Below are 23,293 nucleotides of genomic sequence, written 5' to 3'. Positions count from 1 at the left end.
CCTTGTCTCCCCATCTGGAACCCGCAAGACGGGCGGCTACTGCCGCTCCGGTCTCAATGCGCCGGTCCGCCTGCGGCGTTTTCCCGCGTGGGGGCGTTCCCGTACGGCGGATCGGCATGGGCGGGGGCGGCTGGACAGCGATGGCCCGATGCGCGATGGGGAGCGCCGGCTGCTCGCTGCGGCCGGAACGCCGCCGTTACGGCGCGCGCCCGCAATGGGGGCCCCATGGCTTTGAAACTGCCGCGCACGATCCGCATGGACCCGTCCGACGCCTTCGTCTTCACTGAGGCGGCCGAACCCGGCGAATGGGCCGTCAGCGGCACATTCCGCTTCTGGAACCGCGACGTCGCGGCCCTTGCGGGCAAGGAGCGCCAGGCATTTCGCTCGGGGCTTCTGGGCGTTGCGAGCTTCGGCTGGTCGACCCTGGCGATCGTCAGCGAGGCGAGCGAGGCCGAGCGCGACGCGGTGGTAGAGGATCTGGCCCGCCATCTCGTGACCCATCTCGGCGCGCCGGACGTCGACACCGCCCGGCCGGCGGCGGAAGAGGAGGTGGCCTTCGCCACCTCGCTCTGCGACCACCCGGTGAACACCATGCTGGCGGTGCAGCGCAGCGTCGAGAATGGCGACATTCGCGAGCGCTTCCGCACCCTGCATCGGCGCGAGGGTGCCGTCGATCATTCCCGCGCCTTCGGCTTCGTCGAGATCGACGAGGACGACGACGCCTATGCCGAGCATGTGGACATCCGCACTCTCGGCAAGACGCAGCCATGAACCCGGACGCTGGAGAGACGAGATGAGCGAGTTCTGGGTGTCCTGCGGCCATCAGCTTCTCGACCGCAATGCGTCGGGCCATCTGATGCTGACCGACGAATTCCTGAAGGCCTATTTCGCCCGGCCCGAACTGGTGCCGCCGCCCGAGGCCTGCGCTGCCGAGCTGGCCCTGCATGCCAGCCTTTTGGCCGATCCGCGCCGCCCGGTCAGCGAGGCGGAGATCGCCGGGCTCGACGATGCGGACGCGCGCGAGAACTGGCAGGTGATGCTGGCCTTCCGCGACAGGCTCATGGCCGCGCCGACGCTGGAGGCGGCCTATCTGACGCTGGTGCGCGGCGACATGTCCGGCACGCCGCATCTGTTCGTGAACCAGCTGGCGCAGGTCGTCCTGCGCAACGCGCTGGATGGCTGCACGGACCCGTTCGTCCTGCGCTCGGCCGAGCTGTTCTTCCGGCCGCAGCGGGCAAGCGTGCATGATGGCGCGCTGCTCCTTGCCGATGCCGAGATCGTCGAGATGCAGGAGCAGGATCGCCATGCCTCGCCGCTCCTGGCGATGTTCGCCGAGCCGACGGTGAGCGAACTCGACGTCCTCGATGGCGAGAACGCCGCCTCCTATTTCCACCGCGACGAAGCCTTCGAGCTGGTGCTGAGTTTCGCCTCGGGGCCGGCGGCGCGGGCCGGCCTCGCCGAGGCGATCGAGCGCTGGATCGCGCATCTCCTCGGGGTGCGGGTGAAGGTCGAGCCGGTCGCCCGGGTGGATGACGACGACTGGGCCTGGTTCGTCGGCCTCGACGCCGAGGCCAGCCGGATCGGCAACCAGGTCTGGCGCGGCGATACGGTGGCCCCCGCCGATCTGGAGAAGATCATCGGCATCTTCGCCCTGACCTTCACCGATCCGGCCGAGGCACTGCCGGCCATCGGCGCGCGGCCCGTCTGGCTGTTCCTCGCCAGGCCGAAGGACGGCGTCGTGCGGCTGAAGCCGCAGAACCTCATTGTCGGCCTGCCCCTGCGCTCGCCGGCGGAGGTGGCGTGAGCATGGATGCGCCGACCTTTCGCGTCGGGGTGGTGGTCGAGCGGCGGCCGTCGAAGAGCCCGTGGGTCGACCATGCCTGGCGCATCGTGGCGATCATTCCCGAGGCGATCGGCACCGAGCCCGGCCATGTCCTTGGCCACGACGGCGAGGCGGTGCTGCTCTATGCCGGCGCACGGTCGGTGGAATTCCACCGGGTCGAGACCGGCAATTATCGCGACAATCTGACCTCGGGCAGCCCCGGCCTCTGGGTGACCCTGGCCCTCACCGACGAAGAGCCCGGAATCCGGCTCATCTCGGTGACCGCCGATCCGGCCGAGGGCGAATCCCTGACCGAGATCGGCGATTTGATGGTCGAGATCGCGCCGATGCCGCCGGAGATCGCCGAACGTCTCGCCGCCTTCGTCGAAACCCACCACGTCGAACGCGTCTTCACCAAGCGCAAGCGCCAGTAACCCTCTGGTTGTGCTCGGTCGATCCCCCGGCCGGCCGAACCTTATCCTTCGGCGGCTAAGCGTCCGGGAACCCGCGCGCCGGGAGGGGCATTGCTGCGCAAAACGCAAGCCAGGGAGATCGGCATGGCAGGGAAAACCGGCATCATCGTCGCCATCGGCGTCGTGCTCTTCATCATTGTCGGGGTCATCGCCTTCTACGGATCCGAAGCCTCGAACGCGCCGGAAGGCGACGTCGTCAATTACGAAGAACCCGAGGTCGAAGGCTGAACCGTCTGGACTGCACGGTCGGTTTGCAGAGACATGGCCCGTGCTTGCCCGAGGAAAATGGGTGCCGGGTGAGACTCATAAGCGCCCGGTGCCTGATCCCGCCCGATGCGGGGGCGGGCGCGGAGCCGCGCTATTGGCGCAGGACGTCGCCGAGGGTCTTGCCGGTGTTGAGGAGATGGACGCGCCAGATCGCGGCGGCTCCGGCGCTGTCGCGGATGCGGAGTGCCGCCATCAGGGCCTCGTGCTCCTCGAAGGCCTGCAGCCAGCGGTCGGCGTCGAGAATGGCCATGTAGCGGCCGCGCTGGGCCCGCAGCATCAGCCGCTCGTGGACGAATTGCAGTTCCTCGTTGCCGCTCGCGGTCACCAGCATCTGGTGGATCGTCGAGTTCAGGTTGAAATAGACGTCCTTGTCGTCGGCATGGAAGGCTGCGGTCATGGCGGCGTGCACGGCCTCGATCTCGGCGATCTCCGTCTCGCCCATCCGCCGCGTCGCGAGTTCCGCTGCAAGGCTCTCGACGGCCGCGATGACCTCGAACAGCTTGATTGCCTCCTCGGCCGTGTAGGAGGCGACCCTTGCCCCGCGGTTCACCTCGATCACCACCAGCCGTTCCTCGGCCAGCACCTTCAGCGCTTCGCGTAAAGGCGTCGGCGACACGCCGAGGCTGTCCGACAGGCTCGCCACCGGGACCTTCTCGCCCGGCATCAGCTCGCCATGGATGATCATCTGGCGAAGGGTCTCGGCCACTTCCTGGTGCAGCGAATGGCGGCGGATGCGCGCCTTGCGCGGCTTGTCGCCGAGGGCGCGGGCAGGACTGGCGGCGGCGCTGGGGTTCGGGCTCAACGGGGGACTTTCTCGACCGGCATGATCGGTTCTATGTAGGTGCATCGCTCTTTCGGAGAACTGCGCATGCTCTCAGCCAGCCCATCATTCCGCCCGGTGCCGCCTGTCCGGCCGAAAGCCGCACGCTGATGGCCGATGACGCGACGCCCGTCGAGGCGCTGACAACTGCCCTGATCGCCGCTCGGCGCGCGCGCGCGCCGATGCCGCGCAACGAGGCCGACCGTCTGGCCGGCATGATCGGTCCCGAGGGCGCCTATGGCGTCCAGCGGCTGGTCTGCGAGGCCTTCGGTCCGGTCGCCGCCTGGAAGACCGGGCGCAAGCGCGTCGCCGATCCGGTGATCGCGGCGCCGGTGCTCGCGGGCGATCTGCGCGCCTCCGGTGCCAGCTTCTCGACCGCTGAACTCGGCGCCTGCGGCGTCGAGCTGGAGATCGGCTTCCGTCTCGATCGCCCCCTGCCGCCCTTCGATGCCGCCGAATTCGAGACCCTGGCCCGGGATTGCGTGACTCCGCTGGCGGTGATCGAGATCGTCGATGGCCGCATCGACGGGTTCATGGACGCTGCGCCGCTGGCCAAGCTGGCCGACAACCAGAGCAATGGCGGCCTCGTCTTTGGCACTGAGTCCGACGACGCGGCGCTCGACCTCACCGAGCCGGAGGTGCGGCTGACCTTCGACGGCCGCGAGGTCGTGACCGGCCGTCACGCGGTGCCGGGCGGCGACGCCTTCTCCGTGTTCCTGGCCTTTGCCCGAATGGTCGGTGATCATTGCGGCGGCCTGCAGGTGGGGCAGATCGTGACGACCGGGACCCTGTCCGGCCTGCCCTTCGTTGCGCCCGGCACGGTGATCGAAGGCTGGATTTCCGGCCTCGGTCCCGTGCGCACCGCCTTCGTTTACGCCGCTTCCGGCGGCGGTCAGGATGCGGCGATGTCCGGCCAGCGATCGTCCCATGGACAGCGTTCCTCGTAGGCGGCGGCGAGCGCCAGAAGCGTCGGCTCCGCGCCGCGATCGCCGATCAGCTGGACGCCGATCGGCAGGGTGCCGGACGGGACCGGGCAGGGTAGCGCGATGGCCGGCAGCCCGGCAGCATTGACCCAGCCCGTATAGACGGCGTGGCCGCGGGGCCCGACGGTGTGGCCATCAATCCTGTCCGGGAAGGGCGTGTCGGCCGCCCACGGCATGGCGGCGCAGGCCGGCATCAGGATCAGGTCGAAGTCCGCGAAACCCTGCGAGACCTGCCGGCGCAGGGCCGCCACCGTTTCGAGGATGCCCAGGAGGTCGCTTGCCGACCAGTCCGCGCCGCGCCGGGCCATGGCGACGTATTTGGGGTTCACCTTGTCGGCAAAGTCGGGCTCGACGGCCAGAAGGCGCGCCAGGCCGATCTCGGCGATCGACGACCAGATCGCGGCGAGGCCGGCGCTGTCGAAGGGCAGTTCGGTGCACGTCACCCGATGGCCCAGCGCGGCGAATGCGTCCGCCGCAGCGTGCAGGGCGGTCAGGATCTCCGGCGCGCAGGGATTGGCGTCGATCCGTTCGACCAGCAGGATGCGGAGCGGTCGATCGGCGGCCGGCGCGTCGGGCGGACAGCGCGAGGCCGGATCGGCGCGGTCGGGGCCGGCAAGGACGCTGTCGAGCAGCGCTGCGTCGCGCGCCGAGCGGGTGAAGGTGCCGACCACCTCGAAATCCAGGAGCACCTGCGGTAGCCCGTCGGCGCGTGGCACGTGGCCGATCCCGGGTTTGACGCCGACGAGACCGGTGTAGGCCGCCGGGCGCCGGGACGATCCGCCGCCATCGGTGCCGATCGCCACCGGCACGAGCCCGGCGGCGACGGCCGCCACCGAGCCGCCGCTGGAACCGCCCGGCGTCAGCGCCGGTGCCCACGGATTGCGGGTGACGCCGAAGAGGTCGTTGGAGGTGTAGCCCTCGACGGCGAATTCCGGCGTGTTCGTCTTGCCGATGACGATCGCGCCAGCGTCACGAAGCCGCCGGATCGGCAGTTCGTCCCGCGCCGCGATCGTGCTGGCATAGAGCCGGCTGCCGAATGTGGCGGGCATGCCCTTCACCACGAGATTGTCCTTCACGGCGATCGGCACGCCGTCGAGGGGGCCGATGGGCGCGCCGCTCCGCCAGCGCGCGGCCGAGGCGGCGGCCTCGTCCCGCGCCGTCGGCGACAGGCAGACGAAGGCGTTCAGCGAGGGATCGATGCGGGCGATCCGGGCGAGGCAAAGATCGACGATCGCCACCGGGTCGCTCGCGCCCTGCCGGTACTGCTCGACCAGCGCCGATGCGTCGAGGCGCCAGGCCTCGGTTGCAGAAGAAGTCATGTGCGATCAGCCCGACATGTTGCGTGGCAGCCAGAGGACGATGTCCGGCGCGAAGATCAGGAGGATGGTGAAGGCGATCATGATCAGCGCGTAGGGGAACGCGCCATAGACTACGTCCGTGAAGGGACCGCCGTCCTTGCGCACGCCCTGCACGACATAAAGGTTCATGCCCACCGGCGGGGTGATCATGCCGAGCTCGCACATCAGCACGACGAAGATGCCGAACCAGATCGGATCGACGCCGACGGCGGTGACCACCGGCAGGGCGATCGGGATGGTGAGGACCTGCATCGACAGGACGTCCATGAACATGCCGAGGAAGAGGTAGAAGACGATCAGGATGAGCAGCAGCCCGGTCGCCGAGAGGCCGAAGGAGGCGACCCACTGGGTCATCGCCTGGGCCGCGCCGCCAAGAGCCAGCGTGACGTTGAGCATGAAGGCCGCGGTGATGATCAGAAGGATCATGCCGGTGGTCTTGGCCGACTGGCGGAAGCAGATGTCGATCACCTGCCAGTTCAGCTGGCCCTCGCGGTAGATGAAGCCGATGGCCACGACGACGGCCAGCGCCGCCGATTCCGTCGGCGTGGCGATGCCGGCATAGATCGAGCCCATGACGACGAGGAAGATGATCAGCGGCGGGACCAGATGCCGGGCGAGGGCGATGCGTTCGCGCAGGGGCAGCAGCGGCTCCCGCTCGACGGTGGAGCCGTGTTCCTCGATCAGGCTCTGGACGGCGATGAAGATCATGAAGCTGAGCGTCAGGAGGATGCCGGGCACGATGCCGGCGATGAACAGCTGGCCGATCGAGGTTTCGGCGAGCGAGCCGTAGACCAGCAGGTTGACGCTGGGCGGGATGAGGATGCCCAGCGTGCCGCCGGCAGCCAGCGAGCCCAGCGACCGGCTCGGCTTGTAGCCGCGCTTGTCGAGATTGGGCAGCGACACCGTGCCGATGGTCGCGGCGGTGGCGACGGACGAGCCGGAGGTGGCGGCAAACAGGGCGCAGGAGCCGATATTGGTGTGCAGCAGCCCGCCGGGCAGCCGGACGAACCAGACGGCGAGGGCGGTGTACATCCGGTCGGCGAGGCCGCCGCGCAGGAGCAGTTCGCCGAGCAGAATGAACAGCGGGATCGCGGTCAGGACGTTCTCGTTCTGCACGCCCCAGGCGACCGGCCCCATGGACTGGACAAGCGGCCAGCCGAACAGCAGCGTGCCGCCGACGACGCCTGTGACGACCATGATGACGGCCACGGGCACGCTGGCCAGGAGCAGCGCCAGCATGGCGACGAACCCGATGAGGACGGCGGAGACGGTCATGGGCGGGGATCCGGAACGGTCAGGGAAGGACGGGGCAGGCGGTCAGCGCGCATGGACATTGCCCAGCTCCTCCTTGATCTCGTCCTCCACCCCCTTCGGATCGAAGGCCTCCGACAAGGCGTCGAGACGACCCCGCAGGAGGAGGTAGGTGGCGTAGAGGGCGAGGCCGACGGCGACGAAGGCGAAGAGCACGTAGCCGGCGAACCAGCCGGCCTGCGGATAGATCATCGGCGTCGCCCAGGGCGTCGGCGCGACGCTGCCATAGGCGATGGTGTCGGCGATGACGAAGCGGCCGACATAGACGAGGAAGAGGCCGAACAGGGCGAGCGAGACGATCGACAGCCAGTCGAGGACCGACCGGATCGTTGCCGGCAGGCGGCGATGCAGGAAATCGATGCGCACATGCGCCCGATCGACCAGTGCGACCGTGAAGGCCAGCGACGATCCGATGGCGAGGACATAGCCGCCCAGTTCGTCGGCGCCTTCGAAGGAGAAGTTGAACAGTTTTCGGGCGACGGTCTCGGCCGCCACGAAGAAGGACAGCGCGACAAGCGACAGGCCGAAGACCCAGCTGGCGAACCTGGCGAAGTGATGCATGGACCGTCCCCGTTCGTGAGCGCAGCGCGTGGAGATCGCCGCAGGGTGCCGGGCGGCCGGCGGGCCGCCCGGTCTGTTGGCGAGGGGAGACTAGAAGCCGAGGGCCTTGCCCACGGTCTTCTGCCAGTCTTCCGAGCAGGTCGGGTTGACCTTGTCGCAGATCTCCTTCCAGCCCGGGAACGAGATGTCGCGCAGCGCGCTCTGCATCGTCGCCTTGTCTTCCTCGGACACCGGGATCAGCTTGAGATCGTAGGCCTTCACCGTGTCGCAGGGCTCGTCACCTACATTGCAGCGCACGGCGTCCTCGAAGATCTCTTCCGAATAGGCCCAGATTTCCGAGACGAGGCCGTCGAAGGCCGCCTGCAGCTTCTCCTGGTCTTCCGGGGAGAACTTGTTCCAGGTGTCGAGGTTGATGCCGTAGCCCTGCACCGCGATCTGGAAGGCGATCGGCAGCATGTTGCTGGTTTCCTCGGGCCAGCCGGCGGTGTTGGCCGAGCTCGGGCCGGTGATCGCGCAGTCGATCACGCCGCGGGCGAGCGACTGCTGCACTTCCGAGAAGCCGAGCGGCACCGGCGTTCCGCCGACCGAGGACACGAAATTGGCCAGGCTCTGGTCGTAGACGCGGACCTTGTTGCCGCTGAGATCGGACAGCTTGGCGATGTCGGGCTGACAGAACAGAACCTGCGGACCGAACGGCCAGACGCCGAGGAGCTTGGTGTTGAACTTCTCCTGCAGCTGCTTGTCGACGACCGGACTGAAGGCGTCGACGGCCTTCTTGGCGGTGGCATAGTCCGGGTTCTGGCCAACGAGGTCGAGGCCGAGAATGGTCGGCTCGTCGCGCGAGACCTGGGACATGCGCAGGGAGATGATGTCGAACAGGCCGCTCTTGAGAAGCCGCAGCTGCTCGGTGTCCTTGACGCCGGTGACGTCGACCGGCGTGTAGGTGGCGCTGACGTCGAGGCCGGTCTTCTCCGCCATGTTCTCGAAGAAGGGGGCTTCGTAGTTCTTCTGGATGAGCCCGGTGGACGAGGGCTGGCCCATCACCTTCAGGCTGATGGTCTGAGACAGGGCGGGCGCCGCAAGGGCTGCCGTGCAGGCGGCGGCAAGAAGCAGGGCTTTGATCTTCATGTTGCACTCTCCGTTGATGCCGGCTGTCCGGCTGGGGATGTGTCAGGGCCCGAAGCGGACGGGACGCCTGTCGCGAAAGCCTGCGTTGGCCGCAGGTCTGTCATCTGGGAAAACTCCGGGAACAGCCGGCCCCAGCCGGTGATCCGGGCGGTGTCGAGCCCGACGAGACGAGCCGTGGCAAAGGCGGTGATGGCGACGGAGTCGACGACGGGGATGCCGCATTCCTGCTCGAGCGCGGCCACGACCGGCGCGCCGCGGAAATTCGTGCAGACGATGGCGATCATCTGCGGCCTGGCCGCCGCCACGGCGCGCACGCAGTCGGCGATCGCTTCGGGCGCATATTCGCAGAACGAGAAATTGCCGCGGTCTTCCAGGTGCCGTTCGGCCACCACCGTGATGCCCTGGCGGGCGTAATTGGCGACGATCTGCTCCTGGACCTCGCCGAGATACGGCGTCACCAGGGCGATGCGCGTGACGCCCGCGGCGCGGAACAGCCGGTCATAGGCCAGCATGGTGGTCGTGGCGGCGATGCCGGTCGCCGCTTCGATCTCGCGGCACAGTTCGACGTCGCGCTCCAGTCCGAGCCAGGCCGAGGAGGTGCCGTTCCAGGCGATGACGTCGACACGGGCATCGGCCAGGAGGCGCGCCGCGTCGAGGACCGGGGCGAGATCGAACTGGGCCTGTGAGCCCTGCGACATGGAAATCTCGGTGACCCTGAAGCGGCCGAAATGCACGCTCGCCTCGGCGCCGAAGGGACGCAGGATCTCGGCCGTGTAGGGTTCGAGAACGGTGTTGGAGGACGGCGTCAGCATCCCGATGCGAAGCGGCGCGCCTGCCTTCCGACTGTCTGGCCTTTCGGCCCCTGCCTGCGTCAACTGGGTTCATCCTCGCCGCAACGTCTTTCGATGAGCAGCATTCAATTGTTAATTGAATTCAGTGTAAACCCCTGTCTGCGCTGAAATATACGCCAATGACTGGCGTAAATTCTTGCAGGCTGCCCAATTCAGCGGCGGTCGCGGAGGCCGTTGCGCCGCCGTCTGGAGGCTTGGCCCAGGCTGGCCGCCTGACGCAGCGGGATGCTGGAGGTACGGCGCGAGGCCTGCAGGGCGAAGCAGAATCGTCGCCGCCGCTCGGGCGCGCCGGCAACGCGCGAGGCACCCAAGCGGCCCTTGGACGGCAGGCCTGGCCGCGCTGTGGAGCCAGCGGAACGCGGCGGCGGACGGAGGGCTGGCGCCCCATACGGAGCGGCCAGCCTCGCCCCCTATTTCACTGCGGGAAGACTGGCGGTCTCGTATTCATGGACGAGTGTGCGATCGAGGACCGGATCGTGCATCTCCATGCGAAAGAACCGTGCCGGACGCACCCCGCCCGACAGGACGCCCAGCGTGCCGCACATCATCGCCGTGCCGGGTTCCAGCCGCCCGTCGCCGGCCGCGAAGGGACACGCCGCGATCAACTGGTCCAGCGGCCGGATCTTCGCCACGCCGCCATCCTGATACGCCGTCCACTCCGCCGCCGCATCGTCGCGCACGAAGGACCGCAGGAGGATGGCGTCGAGATGGTCGCGAACCTCGCCATAGTCCCAGAGCGTCGTCGCCACCGGCTTGGCGCAGACCTGCTTGGACAGGGCGACGGAATGGCTTTCCAGTTCGCGGTCGGTGTGATCGGAGCCGAGACCCAGATACAGGTTTTCGCCGTCGTCGATCAGCAGCGGCTCGACCTCGCCCGACGAGGTGGCATCGACCACCTGGATCACCGTTTGGCTGGTGAGAAGCTGCGCACTGATCCGGTAGAACAGCGGGACTTCGGAGGGGGGCGGGACGCCGATCGCGGCGAGTTCGGCGATATGGTGATCGACCGCTCCGCGGTCGCGGCCGGTCCAGCCGGCGATGACGGCCTGGCGGATGGTGATCGACAGCGGGCCGTGGCCGACGCGTTCGAAGCTGAGGGTTGGGGACAAGGAAACACCTGCAAAGCGGATTGAGGAGGGGACGAGACGCAACGGTGAGGCCGTTGCAGGGGGAGTGCAACAGATTGCGCCGGTCGGGCCGGGCCGCGGAACGGCCCGACGCTCCCCTTGCAAAGCCCGTGCCAGACCGCGACCCGAAATGAACGGGGCGCGGCGATCGCCCATGCGTCGCCGTGGATCCCGGTCGCCGCTATCTCAGCAATGCACGCAGGGACGGCTTCTCCGCCAGTCGGGCGAGAAGCGCCGGGGTTTCCCGCGACGGCGGCGGCACCGCTTCCAGTACAAGCGATTCCTGGTGCGGCGCGGTCGCGGTGAGGCGCCGGCGCGCATTGGCATGATGGAAGCGCCACAGCACCTCCGCTGCCAGTTCCTCGGGCATGGTGGCGGCTTCCAACCCAGCGATCGATTCGGTCTCGCCTGATTGCACGCCTGCCGGCGACAGCCCTCGGGCTGCCCTGGTCGTCAGGTGCCGACGGGCGCGTAGCGGCGCAGGGCCGTGGCGACAAGGCTGAGGGCCGTGATCGCGGAGGTCTTGGGATTGTCCGGCGAGGCTCGGTTCTCGAACCGCAGGACGGCGTCGCCGGCCGCGCCGGTGATCGCGATCTCGTGGGTGTTGCGGGTGACCCCGGGGTCGGCGATGACCCGGACCCGCGTGCGCTCGAAACCGGCGGCCAGCGCGATCGTCAGCCCGGCATTGAGGTTCCTGGGATAGAGCTTCGCCGCTTCCGGCGCGCTGCCCTCGAACAGCGTGACCGGCTCGGTGCGGGCGGTGTCGGCAAGGTCCAGGGCCGCGAGTTCGCCGGCCCAGGCGGCAGGCGGCTTGCGGGAAGTATAGGTCACGGCGATGTTGCCGGTCAGAGCGGCGGCGGCGATGTAGTCGAGCCCGCCGACGGCGCCGGCCGGGATGATCAGCCGGGCCCCGCTGCGCGCGCAGATGGCATGGATGCGTGCCGCCATCTCCGGCGACTGCAGGGCGCCGACCGAGGCGGGGACGACGTCGATGCCGCTGTCGAGGCAATCCGGGACCATCTCGGCGAAGGCGTCCGCCGAGGCGGCTTCTATGATCGCGTCGGGCTTCCAGGCGATCAGAGCGTCGAGATCGGCCGAGAAGGCCACCCGCTCCGGAATGCCGTCCGCCGGGGGCCGGCGGGTGAGGACCATGACCCGGCAATCCGTCTCGGCGGCGAGCAGCGCCGCGCAGGAACGGCCGGCGGCGCCGTAGCCGATGAGGCCGATGCGCCGGATGTCCGGGACCGCCGCCATCCTCAACCCCTGTCGACCGTGCCGCGCGCGTCCTTCAACTGGCGCAGCGCGATGATCGACTGATCGCGCCAGGAGACCTTCTCCTGCAGCTTGTCCAGCGGGATCTTGTTGCGGGCATAGGCCTCCAGCGCGTCGATGGATTTGTCCGTCACCACGTCGGCGAAGCCCAACTCGTTGGCCATCTCGTTGAACAGGAAGCCGAAATTTTCCAGATACTGGCGAATGCCGCCCTTGGCGTTGAGGTCGACGCCCTCGAAGGGGCCGAGAAACGCCCAGCGCATGCCGAAACCCTGGCTGATGATCTTGTCGATGTCCTCGGCCGATATCAGGTCCTCGTTGAGGCAGCGGAACATCTCGACGACCAGCGCCGCCTGCATGCGGTTGAGAACGAAGCTCGGGATCTCGCGCTTGATATGCACCGGCGTCTGGCCGCAGGCCTCCATGAAGCGGAAGGTCGCGTCCGTCACGTCGGCCCGGGTGAAGGGCGCCGGGCAGATCTCGGTCACCGGCAGGAGATGCGGCGGGGTCGCCGGATGGACAACGATGCAGCGGTCGCGGCAGGCCAGCTCCGAGGCGAATTTCGACACCGGGAAGCTCGACGTGGTGGTGGCGAGGATTGCGTCCGGGCCGGCCAGGCGGTCGAGCTCGGCGAAGATCGCCACCTTGGCGTCGAGCTTCTCGACAATGCATTCGTGGACGAAATCGGCGTCGGCCACCGCGTCGGCGAGATTGTCGTGGATCGTGATGCGGGCGGTCACCTGCGCAACGGTCTCGCCGGGCCGCAGCAGCGCGTCGGAAATGGCGATCGCCTCAGCCAGCCGGCCGGGCAGGGCGGCCCGGCCCTCGGCGCTGTGGTCGAAGATCGCGACCTGCAGGCCGCTGCGCGCATAGACGATCGCCCAGGATGCGCCGATGATGCCGGCACCGGCGATGGCGACTTTTTCAATGTTCATGTGACGTCCGATCATCGTCGCGACGCGGGGCACGCATCGCACAGGGCAGGGAATGGCGGCGTCCAGCGGCGCCGCAGGCGTTCAGAATTCGGGAACCCAGCGGCGCGTCTGCTCGCTCTCGTCCTCGTAGCGTCCCTCGAAGATCGGCGAGGCGATGGTGGCGCGCACATGCAGGATGTCGTCGCCGACATTGCGGAAGCCATGCCGGGCCCCGGCCGGAACCAGCACCGACTGGTTGGCCGTCACGACCACGGTCTCGCCGCCCACGTGGATCTCCGCGGTGCCGCCCATGACCTCGAGGATCTCCTCGACCGCATGATGATGCGTCGGAGCGCCGAGGCCCTTTTCGCACCATTGCTCGAAGATGCAGATCTGGTGGGCGCCGGTCACGGCAGAGACCCGCATCTGGGTCATGACGCCGTCGCGCCATTTCTCGAGGACGCCGTCATTGTGGTCTTTGATCAGCATGACATTCCTGCCTTCGTCTGTCTGGTCGTGCGAGTCGGATGCCCCGCACCCTCACGCGGCCGGGCCATTGTCCTCACGTTCTGCCATTCTGCACGCAAGAAAACGATGCCGGGCGCGACAGTCGGGCGGTTGGGTCATTGGAGGCCGGCGGCCCAGTCCGCGACGGCGGCGACGAAAGCGTCTGTCCGGGACGCCGGGAAGAAATGGCCGCCCTCGGGCAGAAGGGTCAGGGGGGCTGCGGGCAGTGCCGTTGCCAGATCGCGCTGCAGGAAGGCGGGCACAATCATGTCGTCCGCAGCGCCGATGATCATCGCGGGCATCGTCAGTTGCGGCACCGATGCGCTGCCGTCGAAGGCGAGCAACGCCTCGATCCGCTCGGCGACGATTTGCCGGGCCGTGTCGCTTGTGGGGGCCTTTGCCACGGCGCGCTCATAGGCCGACCAGTTCGCCTCCAGCCATTCCGGTGCATAGGAGATCAGCGTCGCCGTGGCGGTGTAGGCGACGGGGTCGAGGCGCAACAGGTCCAGGCGCGTCCGGAACAGGGCCGTCATGTAGCGGCTGGGCCGCAGCCATGTGGCGCTGAGCCCGAGGCCGGTTACCCGTTCCGGTGCCCGTGCCGCCAGGCTCTGGGCGATGCAGCCGCCGGTCGAGTGGCCGACGATGGTTGCAGCCTCGATCCCGGCGGCGTCGAGCACCGCCTGAACGTCATCGGCCAGTTGTGCGATGTCCGTTTCGGCCGTGCCCCGCGTCGAGGCGCCGATGCCGCGCTGGTCGAAGGTGAGGATTTCGAAGCGGTCGCGCAGCCCCGCCACGACCGGCGCCCAGAATCCGGCCGTGCCGCCGAGGCCGCTGATCAGGACAAGCGGGGCGCCGGCGCCCTCGCGGCTCGCCTTGAGGACGGCGCCATCGCCGGCGGAAACGGAAAAGTCGGTCATTGCAGCGACGAGACGTCCGCGGGGATCAGGGTCCGCGTGTTCTGGCGCTCGATGCGGCAGCTGGCGAGGAAGGCGCCGGGCTTGCCCGGCCGGATAGGGCAGTCGCGTTCTTCACAGATCATCGGGAAGGGTCCGTCGTTGGCGTCTGGCGGCTCGACCGTAGACGATTCTGGGCGTCCGGACAGCGCCAGACGGGAAGATGCACAGGGGGTCACCGACGACAGGCGGGCAGCCGCGTCACCGGGAGGGCTGGCCGCCGCGTGCTCACCGCCGGCTTGCGAGCGACGCTTTGAGGACCGCGATCACCTTGTCCTCCATCTGCGCGACGTTGACGCGCATCATGTCGGGGGCGGTCCGGGCGACGCTGAAGACGTTGCCGGGGGCGAGAAGCACCCCGTCCCGCAGGGCGTGCCGCGCAAGCTCGGTGGCGTCCGCCCCGTCCGGCAGCCGGCACCACAGCGCAAAGCCGCCGCGGGGGAGGGTCCAGGGTGTGATGTCGAGGGCGCCGAGCGCCGCGATCGTCTGCTTCTGCCGCCGGGCGAGACGCGCCCGCAGCGCGCTCATGTGCTTGCGATAGCTGCCATCGCTGAGGGCGGCATGGACGATCCCGGCGGCGACCGGACTGGCGCTGCCGAAATGCGTCGCGACCTGCAGGTCCACCAGCCCGTCGATCCAGTCGGGCCGCGCCGCGATATAGCCGCATCGCACCGAGGCCGACAGGGTCTTGGAGAAGCTGCCGATCCGGACCACCCCGTCGAGCCCGTCCAGCGCCGCGAGACGCGGCGAGGGCTCGGGTTCGAAATCGGCGAAGATGCCGTCCTCGACGATGACCATGTCCTGCGCCGCCGCAAGGGTCAGGACCCGGTGGGCGGTCTGCGGCGAGAGTGTCGCGCCGGTCGGGTTGTGGATTGCCGAATTGGTGACGTAGAGCCTCGGGCGATGGGCCGCGACCGCGGCCGCGAAGGCCGCCGGATCCGGCCCGCTCGGCGTGTGCGGCACGCTGACGATCCGCACGCGGTGGGCGCGCAGCAAGGCCTGGAAATTGAAGTAGCAGGGATCGTCGAGAAGCACGGTGTCGCCCGGCTGCAGGAAGAACCGGCACAGAAGGTCGAGGGCCTGGGTGCCCGATCCGGTGAGGAGGATCTGCTCGGCCCCGGCCGCGATGCCCTCCGCCGCGAACTGCCGGGCCAGATGCTGGCGCAGCGGCAGCGAACCGCGGGTGCCGCCATAGTCGGACAGGACGGCGTCGTCGGCCCGGGCGAGCTTGCGCAGGGCGCGCCGCACCGCTTCGTTCGGCATCCAGTCCGCCGGCAGCCAGCCGCAACCGGGGCGCAGCGTGTCGGGATGGGCGTCCAGCGACTGGCGCGACACCCATAGCGGATCGATGTCGCGTTCGGCCCGCGGCGCGATTTCGGCCAGGGCCAGCGGCGGCGCCGTGCCGGCCGCCGCATAGAAGCCGGACCCCGGCCGCGACCGGATCAGCCCCTCGGCGGCCAGCCGGTCATAGGCCTCGACGACGGTCGAGGGCGAGACGCCCATGGTCCGGGCGAAGGCACGCACCGATGGCAGCTTCTCGCCGGCCACGAGGCTGCGGGCTGCCAGACGCCGCCGGATCTCGTCCATCAGCGCCGCGGTGCGGGTCGTTCCCGGCCCGGTCGCGTGTCGGGAAACGTCCAAATGTGCGGCCTCCGTAACCCATACAGTTCGGCAAAATTGTAGGGGATTGTCGCTACCGACACCAGACCGGGCCGACCTACAAGGACGCGGTACGAACAGGCGGAGCTTTTCTATGGATCGAACGACAGCGGGCTGGGGCAGCGGTCTCCTCGGCATCATTATCTTCAGCGGCTCGCTGCCGGCGACGCGCGTTGCCGTCGGTGGTTTCACGCCGCTGTTCCTGACGTCGACCCGGGCGGTCATTGCCGCCGTCCTCGGCACGCTGTTGCTGCTCCTGCTCCGCCAGAGGCGGCCCGCCATCGGCGATGTCGCGCCGCTGGTCATCGTCGCGGCGGGCGTGGTGGTCGGCTTTCCGCTGCTGACGGCACTGGCGCTGCAGCATGTGACGGCCGCCCATTCGATCGTCTTCATCGGCCTGTTGCCGCTGATGACCGCGATCTTCGCGGTGCTGCGTGGCGGCGAGCGGCCGCGGCCGGCCTTCTGGCTGTTCTCGGTGGCCGGGGCGGCGGTTGTGGCGGGCTTTGCCCTCGCGCAGGACGGTGCAGCCTCACTGGCGGGGGATCTCCTGATGATCGCGGCGATCGTGCTGTGCGGGCTCGGCTATGCCGAAGGCGCCACGCTGTCCCGGCGCCTCGGCGGCTGGCAGGTGATCTCCTGGGCCCTCGTCTTCGCCTTGCCGGTCATGGCGGCGATCGCCGCTCTCACATGGCCCGCGAGCTTCGCGGACATCGCCGCGCCGGCGTGGGCGGGCCTTGCCTATGTGTCGGTCTTCTCGATGCTGGTCGGCTTCGTGTTCTGGTATCGCGGCCTGGCGCTCGGCGGGGTCGCCGGCGTCGGACAATTGCAGTTGCTGCAGCCCTTCTTCGGCCTGGCGCTGGCCGGCCTGCTCCTGGGCGAGCCGGTCGCCTGGACGATGATCGGAGCCTCGGCCCTGGTGGTCGCGTGCGTCGCCGGCGCCCGTCGCTTCGCCTGATCAGAGCGTGAAGGTGCGTTCGAAGGCGTCGAGGGCGGCGTCGGGCTCGCCGCTGGAAAAGGCCTCCATCGTCACCGGACCGCGATAGCCCATGGCGGCAAGGGCACGCGCGATGCGGTCATAGGCGATCTCGCCGGTGCCGGGCTCCATGCGACCGGGCACGTCGGCCACCTGGATTTCACCGATATAGGGCAGGGCGCTGCGGCAGAGTTCGATCAGATTCCCCTCGCCGATCTGGGCGTGATAGAGGTCGAGGTTCAGCCGCAGGCCCGGCCGGTCGATGGCCGCGACCAGCGCCAGCGTGTCCTGCGCCCGGGCGAAGGGAACGCCGGGGTGGTCGACCGGCAGGTTGAGATTTTCCAGCGTGAAGACGACTTCCATCTCGTCGGCGAGGTCGGCGATCCTCGCCAGCGTATCGCGGGCTTTCAGCCACATGGCCCCGCTCATCGTCTCGCTGGGCACCACCGGCAGGCCGCCATCGCCGAGCCCCGTGCCGTGCAAATTGAGGCGCGCAACGCCGAGCCGCTTGCCGACATGGGCGGTCTCGTGGGCGGTGGCGAGGAGTTCGGCCGCGCCCTCGTCGTCGGCAAGACGGCCGCGCAGATAGCCGTTCATGATCGAGAAGGACGCGCCGGAGCGCTCCAGCATAGCCAGATCATGGTCAGGCCAGTTCCACAGGCCGACGGCAAGGCCGCGTTCGGTCAGGCGCTGCAGCCGCCATTCCATCGGCCGGTCCCGCCAGATCATCTCCGCGCAGGCGGCCAGTTGAAACGGTCCACGGGGCATGTCGCGATCCTGTCCTGTCCTGTCCTGTCCTGTCCTGTCCTGTCCTGCCGTGTCGCGGTCAATGGCCGGTCATCGCCGCGGTGATGGCGACGCGGCGGCTTTCGGCAAAGGAGATGTTGGCGGCTTCCGCCAGGGCGAGGGCGTTCACGCCGTCGTCGACGGTGGCCGCCAGCGGCGCGCCGTCGACGACGCTGTCGACGAAGCGCGACCATTCGATCGCATAGGCGCGCATGTAGCGTTCGAGGAAGAAATAGACCGGCTTGGCCGACACGACGCCGGCCGTGGTGGACTTGGCGACGGTGTTCTCGGCGACGTTCTGCGCCTCGAGCATGCCGTCCGAGCCGAGCATCTCCACCCGCTGGTCGTAGCCATAGACGGCCCGGCGCGAATTGAGGATCGTCGCGATGCGCCCGTCCGCATAGCCGAGCACCACGACGGCCGTGTCGATGTCGCCGGCCGCGCCGATCTCCTTGTCGACGAGGCAGGAGCCCGTCGCCGTCACCGTCTCGGGCATGCCGAACAGCCAGGCGCACATGTCGAAATCGTGGATCATCATGTCCCGGAAGAGGCCACCGGAAACCTTGATGTAGGAGACGGGCGGCGGCGCCGGATCGTAGGAGGTGACGGCCAGCAGCTCGCCCTTGCCGATCTCGCCGGCGACGAAGGCCTCGCGCAGGGCCGAGAAGTTCGGATCGAACCGCCGGTTGAAGCCCATCATCACCGGCCGCCCCGCTGCGGCCACGGCCTTCTTGACCCGGAGCGCGCGTTCCAGGTCGAGGTCGATCGGCTTTTCGCAGAACACCGCCTTGCCAGCGGCAATGCCCCTCTCGATCAGGTCGGCATGGGTGTTGGTGGAGGAGGCGACGAGGATGGCGTCGATGCTGGTGTCGGCGAGGATGTCGTCGGCCTGCCGCGCGGCGATGCAGTACTCGGCCGCCAGCGCGTTGGCGGCGTCGCTCATTACGTCGGTGACGGCGACGAGTTCGCAGCGCCGGTCCATGCGGATCGAGGCGGCATGCACCTTGCCGATGCGGCCGGCGCCGAAGAGTGCGACTTTCATGGCGATGTCCTCAGGAGGTCTGGAGCGTGACGCGCTGGCCGGTCCGGCTGGCGTCGTCGATGGCGTGGATGACGGCCTCGTAGGCGAGGGCGTCGGTGAAGTTCGGCCGGGCTGGCGGGCCGCCGGCGATGGCGCGCAGCATGCTGGCCGCCTCGATCGTCTTGAGGTCGCCAAAGCCGAGCTGGTGTCCGGGCGCCGGGCAGAAGGCGCCGTAGGGCGCGTGAGCAGGACCGGTGAGGATGGTGCGGAAGCCTTGGCGGCCGGCCGGGCCCTCGTTCACATAGAGCTGCAACTCGTTCAGCCGCTCCTGGCTGAAGAGGAGCGTGCCGCGCGTGCCGTGCACCTCCCAGTCGAGACGGTTCTTGCGGCCCCAGGCGGCACGCGAGGTGCACAATGTCCCCTGCGCCCCGCTGGCAAAACGCACGATGGCCGAGGCCGTGTCCTCGTTCTCGACGCGGCCTCGCCGGAACCGTCGGGCATGGGCCGCGTCGCATGGACGATCTGGGTGTCGGCGATCAGGCTCTCGATCGGCCCCATCAGCGCGACGGCCATGGAGACGAGGTGGCAGCCGAGATCGCCCAGCGCGCCGAGGCCGGCATCGGCCCGCTTCGCGCGCCATGTCCAGGCGAGATCGCCATCGGCCTGGTAATCCTCGTCCACCCAGCCGCGGAAATGGACCGGCTTGCCGATGACGCCCTCGGCGATCAGCCGGCAGGCATGGGTGAAGGCGGGGTTGTGGACGTAATTGTAGCCGACGAGCGTGGCGACCCCGGCCGCGTCGGCAGCGGTCGCCATGGCCTGGGCGTCGGCCAGCGTCAGCGCCAGCGGCTTTTCGCAATGGACGGCCTTGCCCGCGGCGATCGCGGCGAGCGCCATGTCGCGATGCAGGGCGTTGGGCGTGGTGATCGAGACGAGATCGACCGCCGGGTCGGCAATGACGGCCCGCCAGTCCGACGTGGCAGCCGCGAAGCCGAACTGATCGGCGAACGCCCTTGCGCGTGCGGGCTCGGCGTCGCACAGGCATGCCATGCGGACCGCCGGCACGTCGCCGAACACCGCGCGTGCCGCCCCATAGGCCAGCGCATGGGCCTTGCCCATGAAGCCGGTCCCGATGAGACCAAGACCCACCACCATCGACTCCTCCCGCCGATTGGAATATAAATTCCATAAAGGGATGCGCTCGCAGCGGGCGGGAGTCAAGTCAGGAGAGCGAGATGAACAGTTCTGCCGAGGGGGTGCCTCGGGCGCCGGCCAGTGTCGCCGAATTGCTCGCCAGCCTCGACAGGATCGACGGCACGCTGCCCAAGCGGCTGAAGCAATGCGCCATCTGCCTGCGCGCCAATCTCGATCGCGTCGCCGTCTCCACGGTCGCCGACATGGCGCAATTGGCCGAGGTCCCGCCCTCGGCCTTCATGCGCTTCTGCCAGACCCTTGGCCTCTCCGGCTATTCCGAGATGCAGGCGCTGTTCCGGGCCGAATACGCCCAGATGCGGCCGGACTACACCGAGCGCCTGACGCGGCTGCGGGCGGAGGGCGTCTCGGGTGCCGGGCGCCTGGCCGCGGATTTCGCCGAGGCCGGCATCAGATCCCTGATGGACATGTCGAAGGAGCTGGATGCTCAGCAATTGCAGGCGGTGGCGGAGCGACTTGCCGGCGCCCGCACCATCCATCTCGTGGGCCTGCGGCGCGCCTTCGCGGTGGTGGTCTATCTCGCCTATCTCCTCGACAAGATGGGCGTGGCCTCGATGCTGCACCACACCACCGGACAGATCGAAAGCGACCATGCGATCGGGCCGGACGACGCGCTGTTCGCGGTGACCTTCGCGCCGTTTTCGCAGGAGACCCTGACACTCGCCGCCCGGGTCTCGGAGCGCGGGATTCCGGTTCTGGCGATGAGCGACACGACGAGCTGTCCGCTGGCCGAGGTCGCGGAAAACCTGCTGATCGCGCGGGAGGTGGAGGTCGGCGGCTTCCGTGCGCCCAATGCCGGGCTGGCGCTCGTCACGGCCCTGGCCGTGGCGGTTGGCGGATTACGTAAGGAAAAGGGTTGACTCCGGCCGCCGGGAGGGCGTTTATAGAATAATTGTTCCAAAAAACGCTCGGGAGTGAGGGCCTGTGGAACAACCTGAACCCGGCTCCGGCCGGTTCCAAATGCGGGAGAACCCGCATGTGCTCAACGGGAGGACCCATGAACAATTTCCTGAAATCGACCATCGCCGCAGCGGCCATCGCCTTCACCGGTCCGGCTTTCGCCCAGCAGATCATCGTGGTCTCGCACGGTCAGGCCAACGACCCGTTCTGGTCCGTGGTCAAGAACGGCGTCGACCAGGCCGCCAAGGACAGCGGCGCCGACGTCGACTATCGGGCGCCCGAGACCTTCGACATGGTGCAGATGAGCCAGCTCATCGACGCCGCGGTCAATCAGGAGCCGGACGGGCTGGTCGTGTCGATCCCCGACGCCGACGCGCTCGGACCCTCGATCGAGCGGGCCGTGCAGGCCGGCATCCCGGTCATCTCCATGAATTCGGGCTCCGACGCCTCCAAGGGGCTCGGTGCGCTGCTGCATGTCGGGCAGGACGAGTTCACCGCCGGCAAGGCGGCCGGCGAGCAGCTCGCCAAGGATGGCGGCAAGGTCGCGATCTGCGTCAATCAGGAAGTCGGCAACGTCTCCCTCGACCAGCGCTGCGAGGGCTTTGCCGAGGGCTTTGCCGAGGGCTTCGGCGGGCAGGTCGAGGTCGTGCCGACCCAGAACGATCCGGCCGAAGTCCAGTCGAAGATCCAGGCCGCGCTGACCTCGAACCCGGATATCGACACCGTGCTGGGGCTAGGCGCCTCGCTCGTCGGCGAGCCGGCCCTGAAGGCCGTCGAAGCCGTCGGCCGGACCGGCGACGTCAAGATCGCGACCTTCGATCTGTCGGCGACCTTCCTCGAGGCTGTCGCCGAGGGCAAGGCCACTTTCGCTATCGACCAGCAGCAGTTCCTGCAGGGCTACCTGCCGGTGACCTTCCTGGCGCTCAACGCGAAATACGGTCTGGTCCCGGGCGGCAACGTGCCGTCGGGTCCGAACCTCGTTACGCAGGACAAGGCCGGCCAGGTCGTCGAACTGTCCGCGCAGGGCATCCGCTAGGCCACAGGGCCCGATCACGACGCCGGGACTGCGGTGCGACCGCAGCCCCGGTGAGGGAAGGGGTCCTTGGGACCGCTTCCCGACCTTGCCGGCCGATCCGCCGTCAAGGTGCCTGCGCGCATGCCGCGCCATGCCCGGCGGTCCGTCCGCACGGCAGCCCGCATCCAGCGGAACGACGACCCGAAGCATCTTCGACCCGGCATGCCGGCCCCGCGGCCACGGCGAAGCCATGTCGAGAAGGAGGAGACACGATGTCTGACACACCCCAGGTGGTCGCCGACGAGCGCCTCAAGCGGGAGAGTTTCGGGGCCCGGCTGATGAAGCGGCCGGAGCTCGGCGCCATCGCCGGTCTGGTCGTCGTCACGGTGTTCTTCATGGTCACCGCCGACAGCTCCATGTTCACCCTGTCGGGCATCATGAACTTCATGACCCCCGCTGCCCAGCTCGGCATCCTGGCGATCGGCGCAGCGATGCTGATGATCGGCGGCGAGTTCGACCTGTCGATCGGCTCCATGGTCGCCTTCGCCGGCCTGATCTTCGCGGCCTGCACGGTGACGCTCGGCCTGCCGCTGATCCTGGCGATCCCGATCACCTTCATGGTCGCGGCCGCGATCGGCTCGGTCAACGGCACCATCGTCCTGAAGACCGGGCTGCCCTCCTTCATCGTCACCCTGGCCTTCCTTTTCATCCTGCGCGGCGCCTCGCTGGTGGGCCTGAAGATCGCCACCGGCGGCTCCACGCAGCTGCGCGGCGTCCGCGACGCGGTGGAAAGCGACTGGCTGATGCCGATCTTTTCCGGCGACGCCTTCACCGGACTGTTCGGCTGGATGGCCGAGACCGGGATCATCGACACCTTCAACAACGGCACGCCCAAGGTGCCGGGCATTCCGGTCGAGATCCTCTGGTTCGTCGGCCTGGCGCTGGTGGCGACCTACGTCCTCACCCGCACGCCGCAGGGCAACTGGATCTTCGCTGCCGGCGGCGACAAGGTCGCGGCCTCCAATTCCGGCGTGCCGGTGCGCAAGGTGAAGATCTCGCTGTTCATGTTCGCCGCCTGCTGCGGGGCCCTGGTCGCCATCATCACGGTGATGGACGCCGGCTCCACCGACGCCCGCCGCGGCTTCATGAAGGAGTTCGAGGCGATCATCGCGGCGGTCATCGGCGGCTGCCTCCTGACCGGCGGCTACGGCTCGGCGATCGGCGCCTTCTTCGGCGCGATCATCTTCGGCATGGTCACGATCGGCCTGACCTACACGAGCTTCGACCAGGACTGGTTCCAGATCTTCCTGGGCGGCATGCTGCTCGTGGCGGTGCTCTTCAACAACTACATCCGCAAGCAAGTGACCGGGGAGCGCTAAC

General features: G+C 68.6%; 26 protein-coding genes and 1 pseudogene. 9 read left to right on the top strand and 18 right to left on the bottom strand.

The features are described from left to right. Positions 1 to 225 precede the first annotated feature (225 nt). The 4 genes from SI859A1_RS14770 to SI859A1_RS21685 all read left to right on the top strand — a co-directional run bounded on the left by SI859A1_RS14770 (position 226) and on the right by SI859A1_RS21685 (position 2,523). A complete protein-coding gene (locus SI859A1_RS14770) occupies positions 226 to 771 on the top strand; it encodes a DUF6505 family protein (protein ID WP_009210525.1) in 546 nt (181 codons plus the stop codon). Between the two features lie 22 nt (positions 772 to 793). After that, positions 794 to 1,804, top strand: a complete 1,011-nt coding sequence (locus SI859A1_RS14765; RefSeq protein ID WP_009210524.1) for a DUF6352 family protein — start codon at positions 794 to 796, stop codon at positions 1,802 to 1,804. Between the two features lie 2 nt (positions 1,805 to 1,806). Next, positions 1,807 to 2,256, top strand: coding sequence for a DUF3305 domain-containing protein (locus tag SI859A1_RS14760; protein WP_040325868.1), 450 nt, complete (start codon positions 1,807 to 1,809; stop codon positions 2,254 to 2,256). 123 nt (positions 2,257 to 2,379) lie between these two features. Beyond that, a complete protein-coding gene (locus tag SI859A1_RS21685) occupies positions 2,380 to 2,523 on the top strand; it encodes a hypothetical protein (RefSeq protein WP_154653375.1) in 144 nt (47 codons plus the stop codon). A 130-nt stretch (positions 2,524 to 2,653) separates the two neighbouring features. Here the strand turns inward: SI859A1_RS21685 and SI859A1_RS14755 are convergent, their stop codons facing one another. Beyond that, positions 2,654 to 3,364, bottom strand: a complete 711-nt coding sequence (locus tag SI859A1_RS14755) for a GntR family transcriptional regulator (RefSeq protein WP_009210522.1) — start codon at positions 3,362 to 3,364, stop codon at positions 2,654 to 2,656. Between the two features lie 128 nt (positions 3,365 to 3,492). Here SI859A1_RS14755 and SI859A1_RS20435 point away from each other — a divergent pair, with 128 nt between their 5' ends. Beyond that, positions 3,493 to 4,329, top strand: coding sequence for a hypothetical protein (locus SI859A1_RS20435; protein ID WP_050767552.1), 837 nt, complete (start codon positions 3,493 to 3,495; stop codon positions 4,327 to 4,329). On the opposite strand, the gene SI859A1_RS14745 is transcribed toward SI859A1_RS20435, so the two are convergent. The 13 genes from SI859A1_RS14745 to SI859A1_RS14690 form a co-directional block, all read right to left on the bottom strand. Next, positions 4,275 to 5,684 (bottom strand): amidase, encoded by a 1,410-nt coding sequence (locus SI859A1_RS14745; RefSeq protein WP_009210520.1) that lies wholly within the window; start codon positions 5,682 to 5,684, stop codon positions 4,275 to 4,277. The two genes, SI859A1_RS20435 and SI859A1_RS14745, sit on opposite strands and share 55 nt — an antisense overlap. A gap of 6 nt (positions 5,685 to 5,690) precedes the next feature. After that, the gene (locus SI859A1_RS14740) at positions 5,691 to 6,998 is read right to left on the bottom strand and encodes a TRAP transporter large permease (protein WP_009210519.1); all 1,308 of its coding nucleotides are present in this window, start codon (positions 6,996 to 6,998) and stop codon (positions 5,691 to 5,693) included. 42 nt (positions 6,999 to 7,040) lie between these two features. Next, positions 7,041 to 7,595, bottom strand: a complete 555-nt coding sequence (locus SI859A1_RS14735) for a TRAP transporter small permease subunit (RefSeq protein ID WP_009210518.1) — start codon at positions 7,593 to 7,595, stop codon at positions 7,041 to 7,043. A gap of 90 nt (positions 7,596 to 7,685) precedes the next feature. Next, the gene (locus SI859A1_RS14730; protein ID WP_009210517.1) at positions 7,686 to 8,723 is read right to left on the bottom strand and encodes a TRAP transporter substrate-binding protein; all 1,038 of its coding nucleotides are present in this window, start codon (positions 8,721 to 8,723) and stop codon (positions 7,686 to 7,688) included. Next, a complete protein-coding gene (locus SI859A1_RS14725; RefSeq protein ID WP_161600139.1) occupies positions 8,720 to 9,535 on the bottom strand; it encodes a maleate cis-trans isomerase family protein in 816 nt (271 codons plus the stop codon). The genes SI859A1_RS14730 and SI859A1_RS14725 overlap by 4 nt, the downstream gene beginning before the upstream one ends. Positions 9,536 to 9,984: 449 nt before the next feature. Further along, positions 9,985 to 10,683 (bottom strand): DUF2848 domain-containing protein, encoded by a 699-nt coding sequence (locus tag SI859A1_RS14720; protein ID WP_202797870.1) that lies wholly within the window; start codon positions 10,681 to 10,683, stop codon positions 9,985 to 9,987. A 199-nt stretch (positions 10,684 to 10,882) separates the two neighbouring features. Next, complete coding sequence (locus SI859A1_RS14715) at positions 10,883 to 11,071, bottom strand: hypothetical protein (protein WP_148233861.1); 189 nt, start codon at positions 11,069 to 11,071, stop codon at positions 10,883 to 10,885. 83 nt (positions 11,072 to 11,154) lie between these two features. Further along, positions 11,155 to 11,955, bottom strand: a complete 801-nt coding sequence (locus SI859A1_RS14710) for an aspartate dehydrogenase (RefSeq protein WP_009210514.1) — start codon at positions 11,953 to 11,955, stop codon at positions 11,155 to 11,157. Positions 11,956 to 11,957: 2 nt separating this feature from the next. After that, positions 11,958 to 12,908, bottom strand: coding sequence for a 3-hydroxyacyl-CoA dehydrogenase (locus tag SI859A1_RS14705; RefSeq protein ID WP_009210513.1), 951 nt, complete (start codon positions 12,906 to 12,908; stop codon positions 11,958 to 11,960). 81 nt (positions 12,909 to 12,989) lie between these two features. Next, positions 12,990 to 13,376, bottom strand: a complete 387-nt coding sequence (locus tag SI859A1_RS14700) for a cupin domain-containing protein (RefSeq protein WP_040325865.1) — start codon at positions 13,374 to 13,376, stop codon at positions 12,990 to 12,992. 134 nt (positions 13,377 to 13,510) lie between these two features. Further along, positions 13,511 to 14,311 (bottom strand): alpha/beta fold hydrolase, encoded by an 801-nt coding sequence (locus SI859A1_RS14695; protein ID WP_009210512.1) that lies wholly within the window; start codon positions 14,309 to 14,311, stop codon positions 13,511 to 13,513. Then, complete coding sequence (locus tag SI859A1_RS22325) at positions 14,308 to 14,433, bottom strand: hypothetical protein (RefSeq protein WP_276324899.1); 126 nt, start codon at positions 14,431 to 14,433, stop codon at positions 14,308 to 14,310. The genes SI859A1_RS14695 and SI859A1_RS22325 overlap by 4 nt, the downstream gene beginning before the upstream one ends. 142 nt (positions 14,434 to 14,575) lie before the next feature. Further along, positions 14,576 to 15,934 carry an aminotransferase-like domain-containing protein gene (locus SI859A1_RS14690; RefSeq protein WP_009210511.1) on the bottom strand — a complete coding sequence of 453 codons (1,359 nt, stop codon included), beginning with the start codon at positions 15,932 to 15,934 and terminating at the stop codon, positions 14,576 to 14,578. 166 nt (positions 15,935 to 16,100) lie between these two features. On the opposite strand from SI859A1_RS14690, the gene SI859A1_RS14685 reads away from it, so the two are divergent. Beyond that, positions 16,101 to 16,961: a DMT family transporter gene (locus tag SI859A1_RS14685; protein ID WP_009210510.1), complete on the top strand. Its 861-nt coding sequence runs from the start codon at positions 16,101 to 16,103 to the stop codon at positions 16,959 to 16,961. On the opposite strand, the gene SI859A1_RS14680 is transcribed toward SI859A1_RS14685, so the two are convergent. From SI859A1_RS14680 to SI859A1_RS22380, 4 genes and pseudogenes are all read right to left on the bottom strand, one after another. Continuing rightward, positions 16,962 to 17,747 carry a TIM barrel protein gene (locus tag SI859A1_RS14680; RefSeq protein ID WP_009210509.1) on the bottom strand — a complete coding sequence of 262 codons (786 nt, stop codon included), beginning with the start codon at positions 17,745 to 17,747 and terminating at the stop codon, positions 16,962 to 16,964. 58 nt (positions 17,748 to 17,805) lie between these two features. Continuing rightward, the gene (gene iolG, locus SI859A1_RS14675) at positions 17,806 to 18,807 is read right to left on the bottom strand and encodes an inositol 2-dehydrogenase (protein ID WP_009210508.1); all 1,002 of its coding nucleotides are present in this window, start codon (positions 18,805 to 18,807) and stop codon (positions 17,806 to 17,808) included. A 10-nt stretch (positions 18,808 to 18,817) separates the two neighbouring features. Beyond that, the gene (locus SI859A1_RS22165) at positions 18,818 to 19,426 is read right to left on the bottom strand and encodes a Gfo/Idh/MocA family protein (RefSeq protein WP_244401166.1); all 609 of its coding nucleotides are present in this window, start codon (positions 19,424 to 19,426) and stop codon (positions 18,818 to 18,820) included. Next, positions 19,381 to 19,905: pseudogene (locus SI859A1_RS22380) on the bottom strand (Gfo/Idh/MocA family protein); the annotation flags it as partial. The pseudogene SI859A1_RS22380 and the gene SI859A1_RS22165, both read right to left, overlap by 46 nt. Positions 19,906 to 20,021: 116 nt before the next feature. On the opposite strand from SI859A1_RS22380, the gene SI859A1_RS14665 reads away from it, so the two are divergent. The 3 genes from SI859A1_RS14665 (at position 20,022) to SI859A1_RS14655 (ending at position 23,292) form a co-directional block, all read left to right on the top strand. Beyond that, positions 20,022 to 20,858 (top strand): MurR/RpiR family transcriptional regulator, encoded by an 837-nt coding sequence (locus SI859A1_RS14665; RefSeq protein ID WP_009210505.1) that lies wholly within the window; start codon positions 20,022 to 20,024, stop codon positions 20,856 to 20,858. Between the two features lie 137 nt (positions 20,859 to 20,995). Next, the gene (locus SI859A1_RS14660; RefSeq protein WP_009210504.1) at positions 20,996 to 21,934 is read left to right on the top strand and encodes a sugar ABC transporter substrate-binding protein; all 939 of its coding nucleotides are present in this window, start codon (positions 20,996 to 20,998) and stop codon (positions 21,932 to 21,934) included. 251 nt (positions 21,935 to 22,185) lie between these two features. After that, a complete protein-coding gene (locus SI859A1_RS14655) occupies positions 22,186 to 23,292 on the top strand; it encodes an ABC transporter permease (RefSeq protein WP_009210503.1) in 1,107 nt (368 codons plus the stop codon). The last annotated feature ends 1 nt before the right edge of the window (position 23,293 follow it).

It is taken from the genome of Aurantimonas manganoxydans SI85-9A1 (genome assembly GCF_000153465.1).
Lineage (GTDB): Bacteria > Pseudomonadota > Alphaproteobacteria > Rhizobiales > Rhizobiaceae > Aurantimonas > Aurantimonas manganoxydans.
Note: the sequence above shows the minus strand (reverse complement) of the source record. Positions and strands in the feature narration are given on the sequence as shown.

Excerpts from the sequence above, each read along its gene's own strand:
- SI859A1_RS14660 (WP_009210504.1), top strand. The coding sequence starts at position 20,996 with ATGAACAATTTCCTGAAATCGACCATCGCCGCAGCGGCCATCGCCTTC.
- SI859A1_RS22325 (WP_276324899.1), bottom strand. The coding sequence starts at position 14,433 with ATGATCTGTGAAGAACGCGACTGCCCTATCCGGCCGGGCAAGCCCGGC.
- SI859A1_RS14770 (WP_009210525.1), top strand. The coding sequence starts at position 226 with ATGGCTTTGAAACTGCCGCGCACGATCCGCATGGACCCGTCCGACGCC.
- SI859A1_RS21685 (WP_154653375.1), top strand. The coding sequence starts at position 2,380 with ATGGCAGGGAAAACCGGCATCATCGTCGCCATCGGCGTCGTGCTCTTC.
- SI859A1_RS14685 (WP_009210510.1), top strand. The coding sequence starts at position 16,101 with ATGGATCGAACGACAGCGGGCTGGGGCAGCGGTCTCCTCGGCATCATT.
- SI859A1_RS14740 (WP_009210519.1), bottom strand. The coding sequence starts at position 6,998 with ATGACCGTCTCCGCCGTCCTCATCGGGTTCGTCGCCATGCTGGCGCTG.
- SI859A1_RS14735 (WP_009210518.1), bottom strand. The coding sequence starts at position 7,595 with ATGCATCACTTCGCCAGGTTCGCCAGCTGGGTCTTCGGCCTGTCGCTT.
- SI859A1_RS14710 (WP_009210514.1), bottom strand. The coding sequence starts at position 11,955 with ATGGCGGCGGTCCCGGACATCCGGCGCATCGGCCTCATCGGCTACGGC.
- SI859A1_RS14760 (WP_040325868.1), top strand. The coding sequence starts at position 1,807 with ATGGATGCGCCGACCTTTCGCGTCGGGGTGGTGGTCGAGCGGCGGCCG.
- SI859A1_RS14765 (WP_009210524.1), top strand. The coding sequence starts at position 794 with ATGAGCGAGTTCTGGGTGTCCTGCGGCCATCAGCTTCTCGACCGCAAT.
- SI859A1_RS14705 (WP_009210513.1), bottom strand. The coding sequence starts at position 12,908 with ATGAACATTGAAAAAGTCGCCATCGCCGGTGCCGGCATCATCGGCGCA.
- SI859A1_RS14655 (WP_009210503.1), top strand. The coding sequence starts at position 22,186 with ATGTCTGACACACCCCAGGTGGTCGCCGACGAGCGCCTCAAGCGGGAG.
- SI859A1_RS14730 (WP_009210517.1), bottom strand. The coding sequence starts at position 8,723 with ATGAAGATCAAAGCCCTGCTTCTTGCCGCCGCCTGCACGGCAGCCCTT.
- SI859A1_RS14725 (WP_161600139.1), bottom strand. The coding sequence starts at position 9,535 with ATGCTGACGCCGTCCTCCAACACCGTTCTCGAACCCTACACGGCCGAG.
- iolG (WP_009210508.1), bottom strand. The coding sequence starts at position 18,807 with ATGAAAGTCGCACTCTTCGGCGCCGGCCGCATCGGCAAGGTGCATGCC.
- SI859A1_RS20435 (WP_050767552.1), top strand. The coding sequence starts at position 3,493 with ATGGCCGATGACGCGACGCCCGTCGAGGCGCTGACAACTGCCCTGATC.
- SI859A1_RS14745 (WP_009210520.1), bottom strand. The coding sequence starts at position 5,684 with ATGACTTCTTCTGCAACCGAGGCCTGGCGCCTCGACGCATCGGCGCTG.
- SI859A1_RS14695 (WP_009210512.1), bottom strand. The coding sequence starts at position 14,311 with ATGACCGACTTTTCCGTTTCCGCCGGCGATGGCGCCGTCCTCAAGGCG.
- SI859A1_RS14715 (WP_148233861.1), bottom strand. The coding sequence starts at position 11,071 with ATGCCCGAGGAACTGGCAGCGGAGGTGCTGTGGCGCTTCCATCATGCC.
- SI859A1_RS14665 (WP_009210505.1), top strand. The coding sequence starts at position 20,022 with ATGAACAGTTCTGCCGAGGGGGTGCCTCGGGCGCCGGCCAGTGTCGCC.
- SI859A1_RS14700 (WP_040325865.1), bottom strand. The coding sequence starts at position 13,376 with ATGCTGATCAAAGACCACAATGACGGCGTCCTCGAGAAATGGCGCGAC.
- SI859A1_RS14690 (WP_009210511.1), bottom strand. The coding sequence starts at position 15,934 with ATGGACGAGATCCGGCGGCGTCTGGCAGCCCGCAGCCTCGTGGCCGGC.
- SI859A1_RS14680 (WP_009210509.1), bottom strand. The coding sequence starts at position 17,747 with ATGCCCCGTGGACCGTTTCAACTGGCCGCCTGCGCGGAGATGATCTGG.
- SI859A1_RS22165 (WP_244401166.1), bottom strand. The coding sequence starts at position 19,426 with ATGGCGCGCGAAGCGGGCCGATGCCGGCCTCGGCGCGCTGGGCGATCT.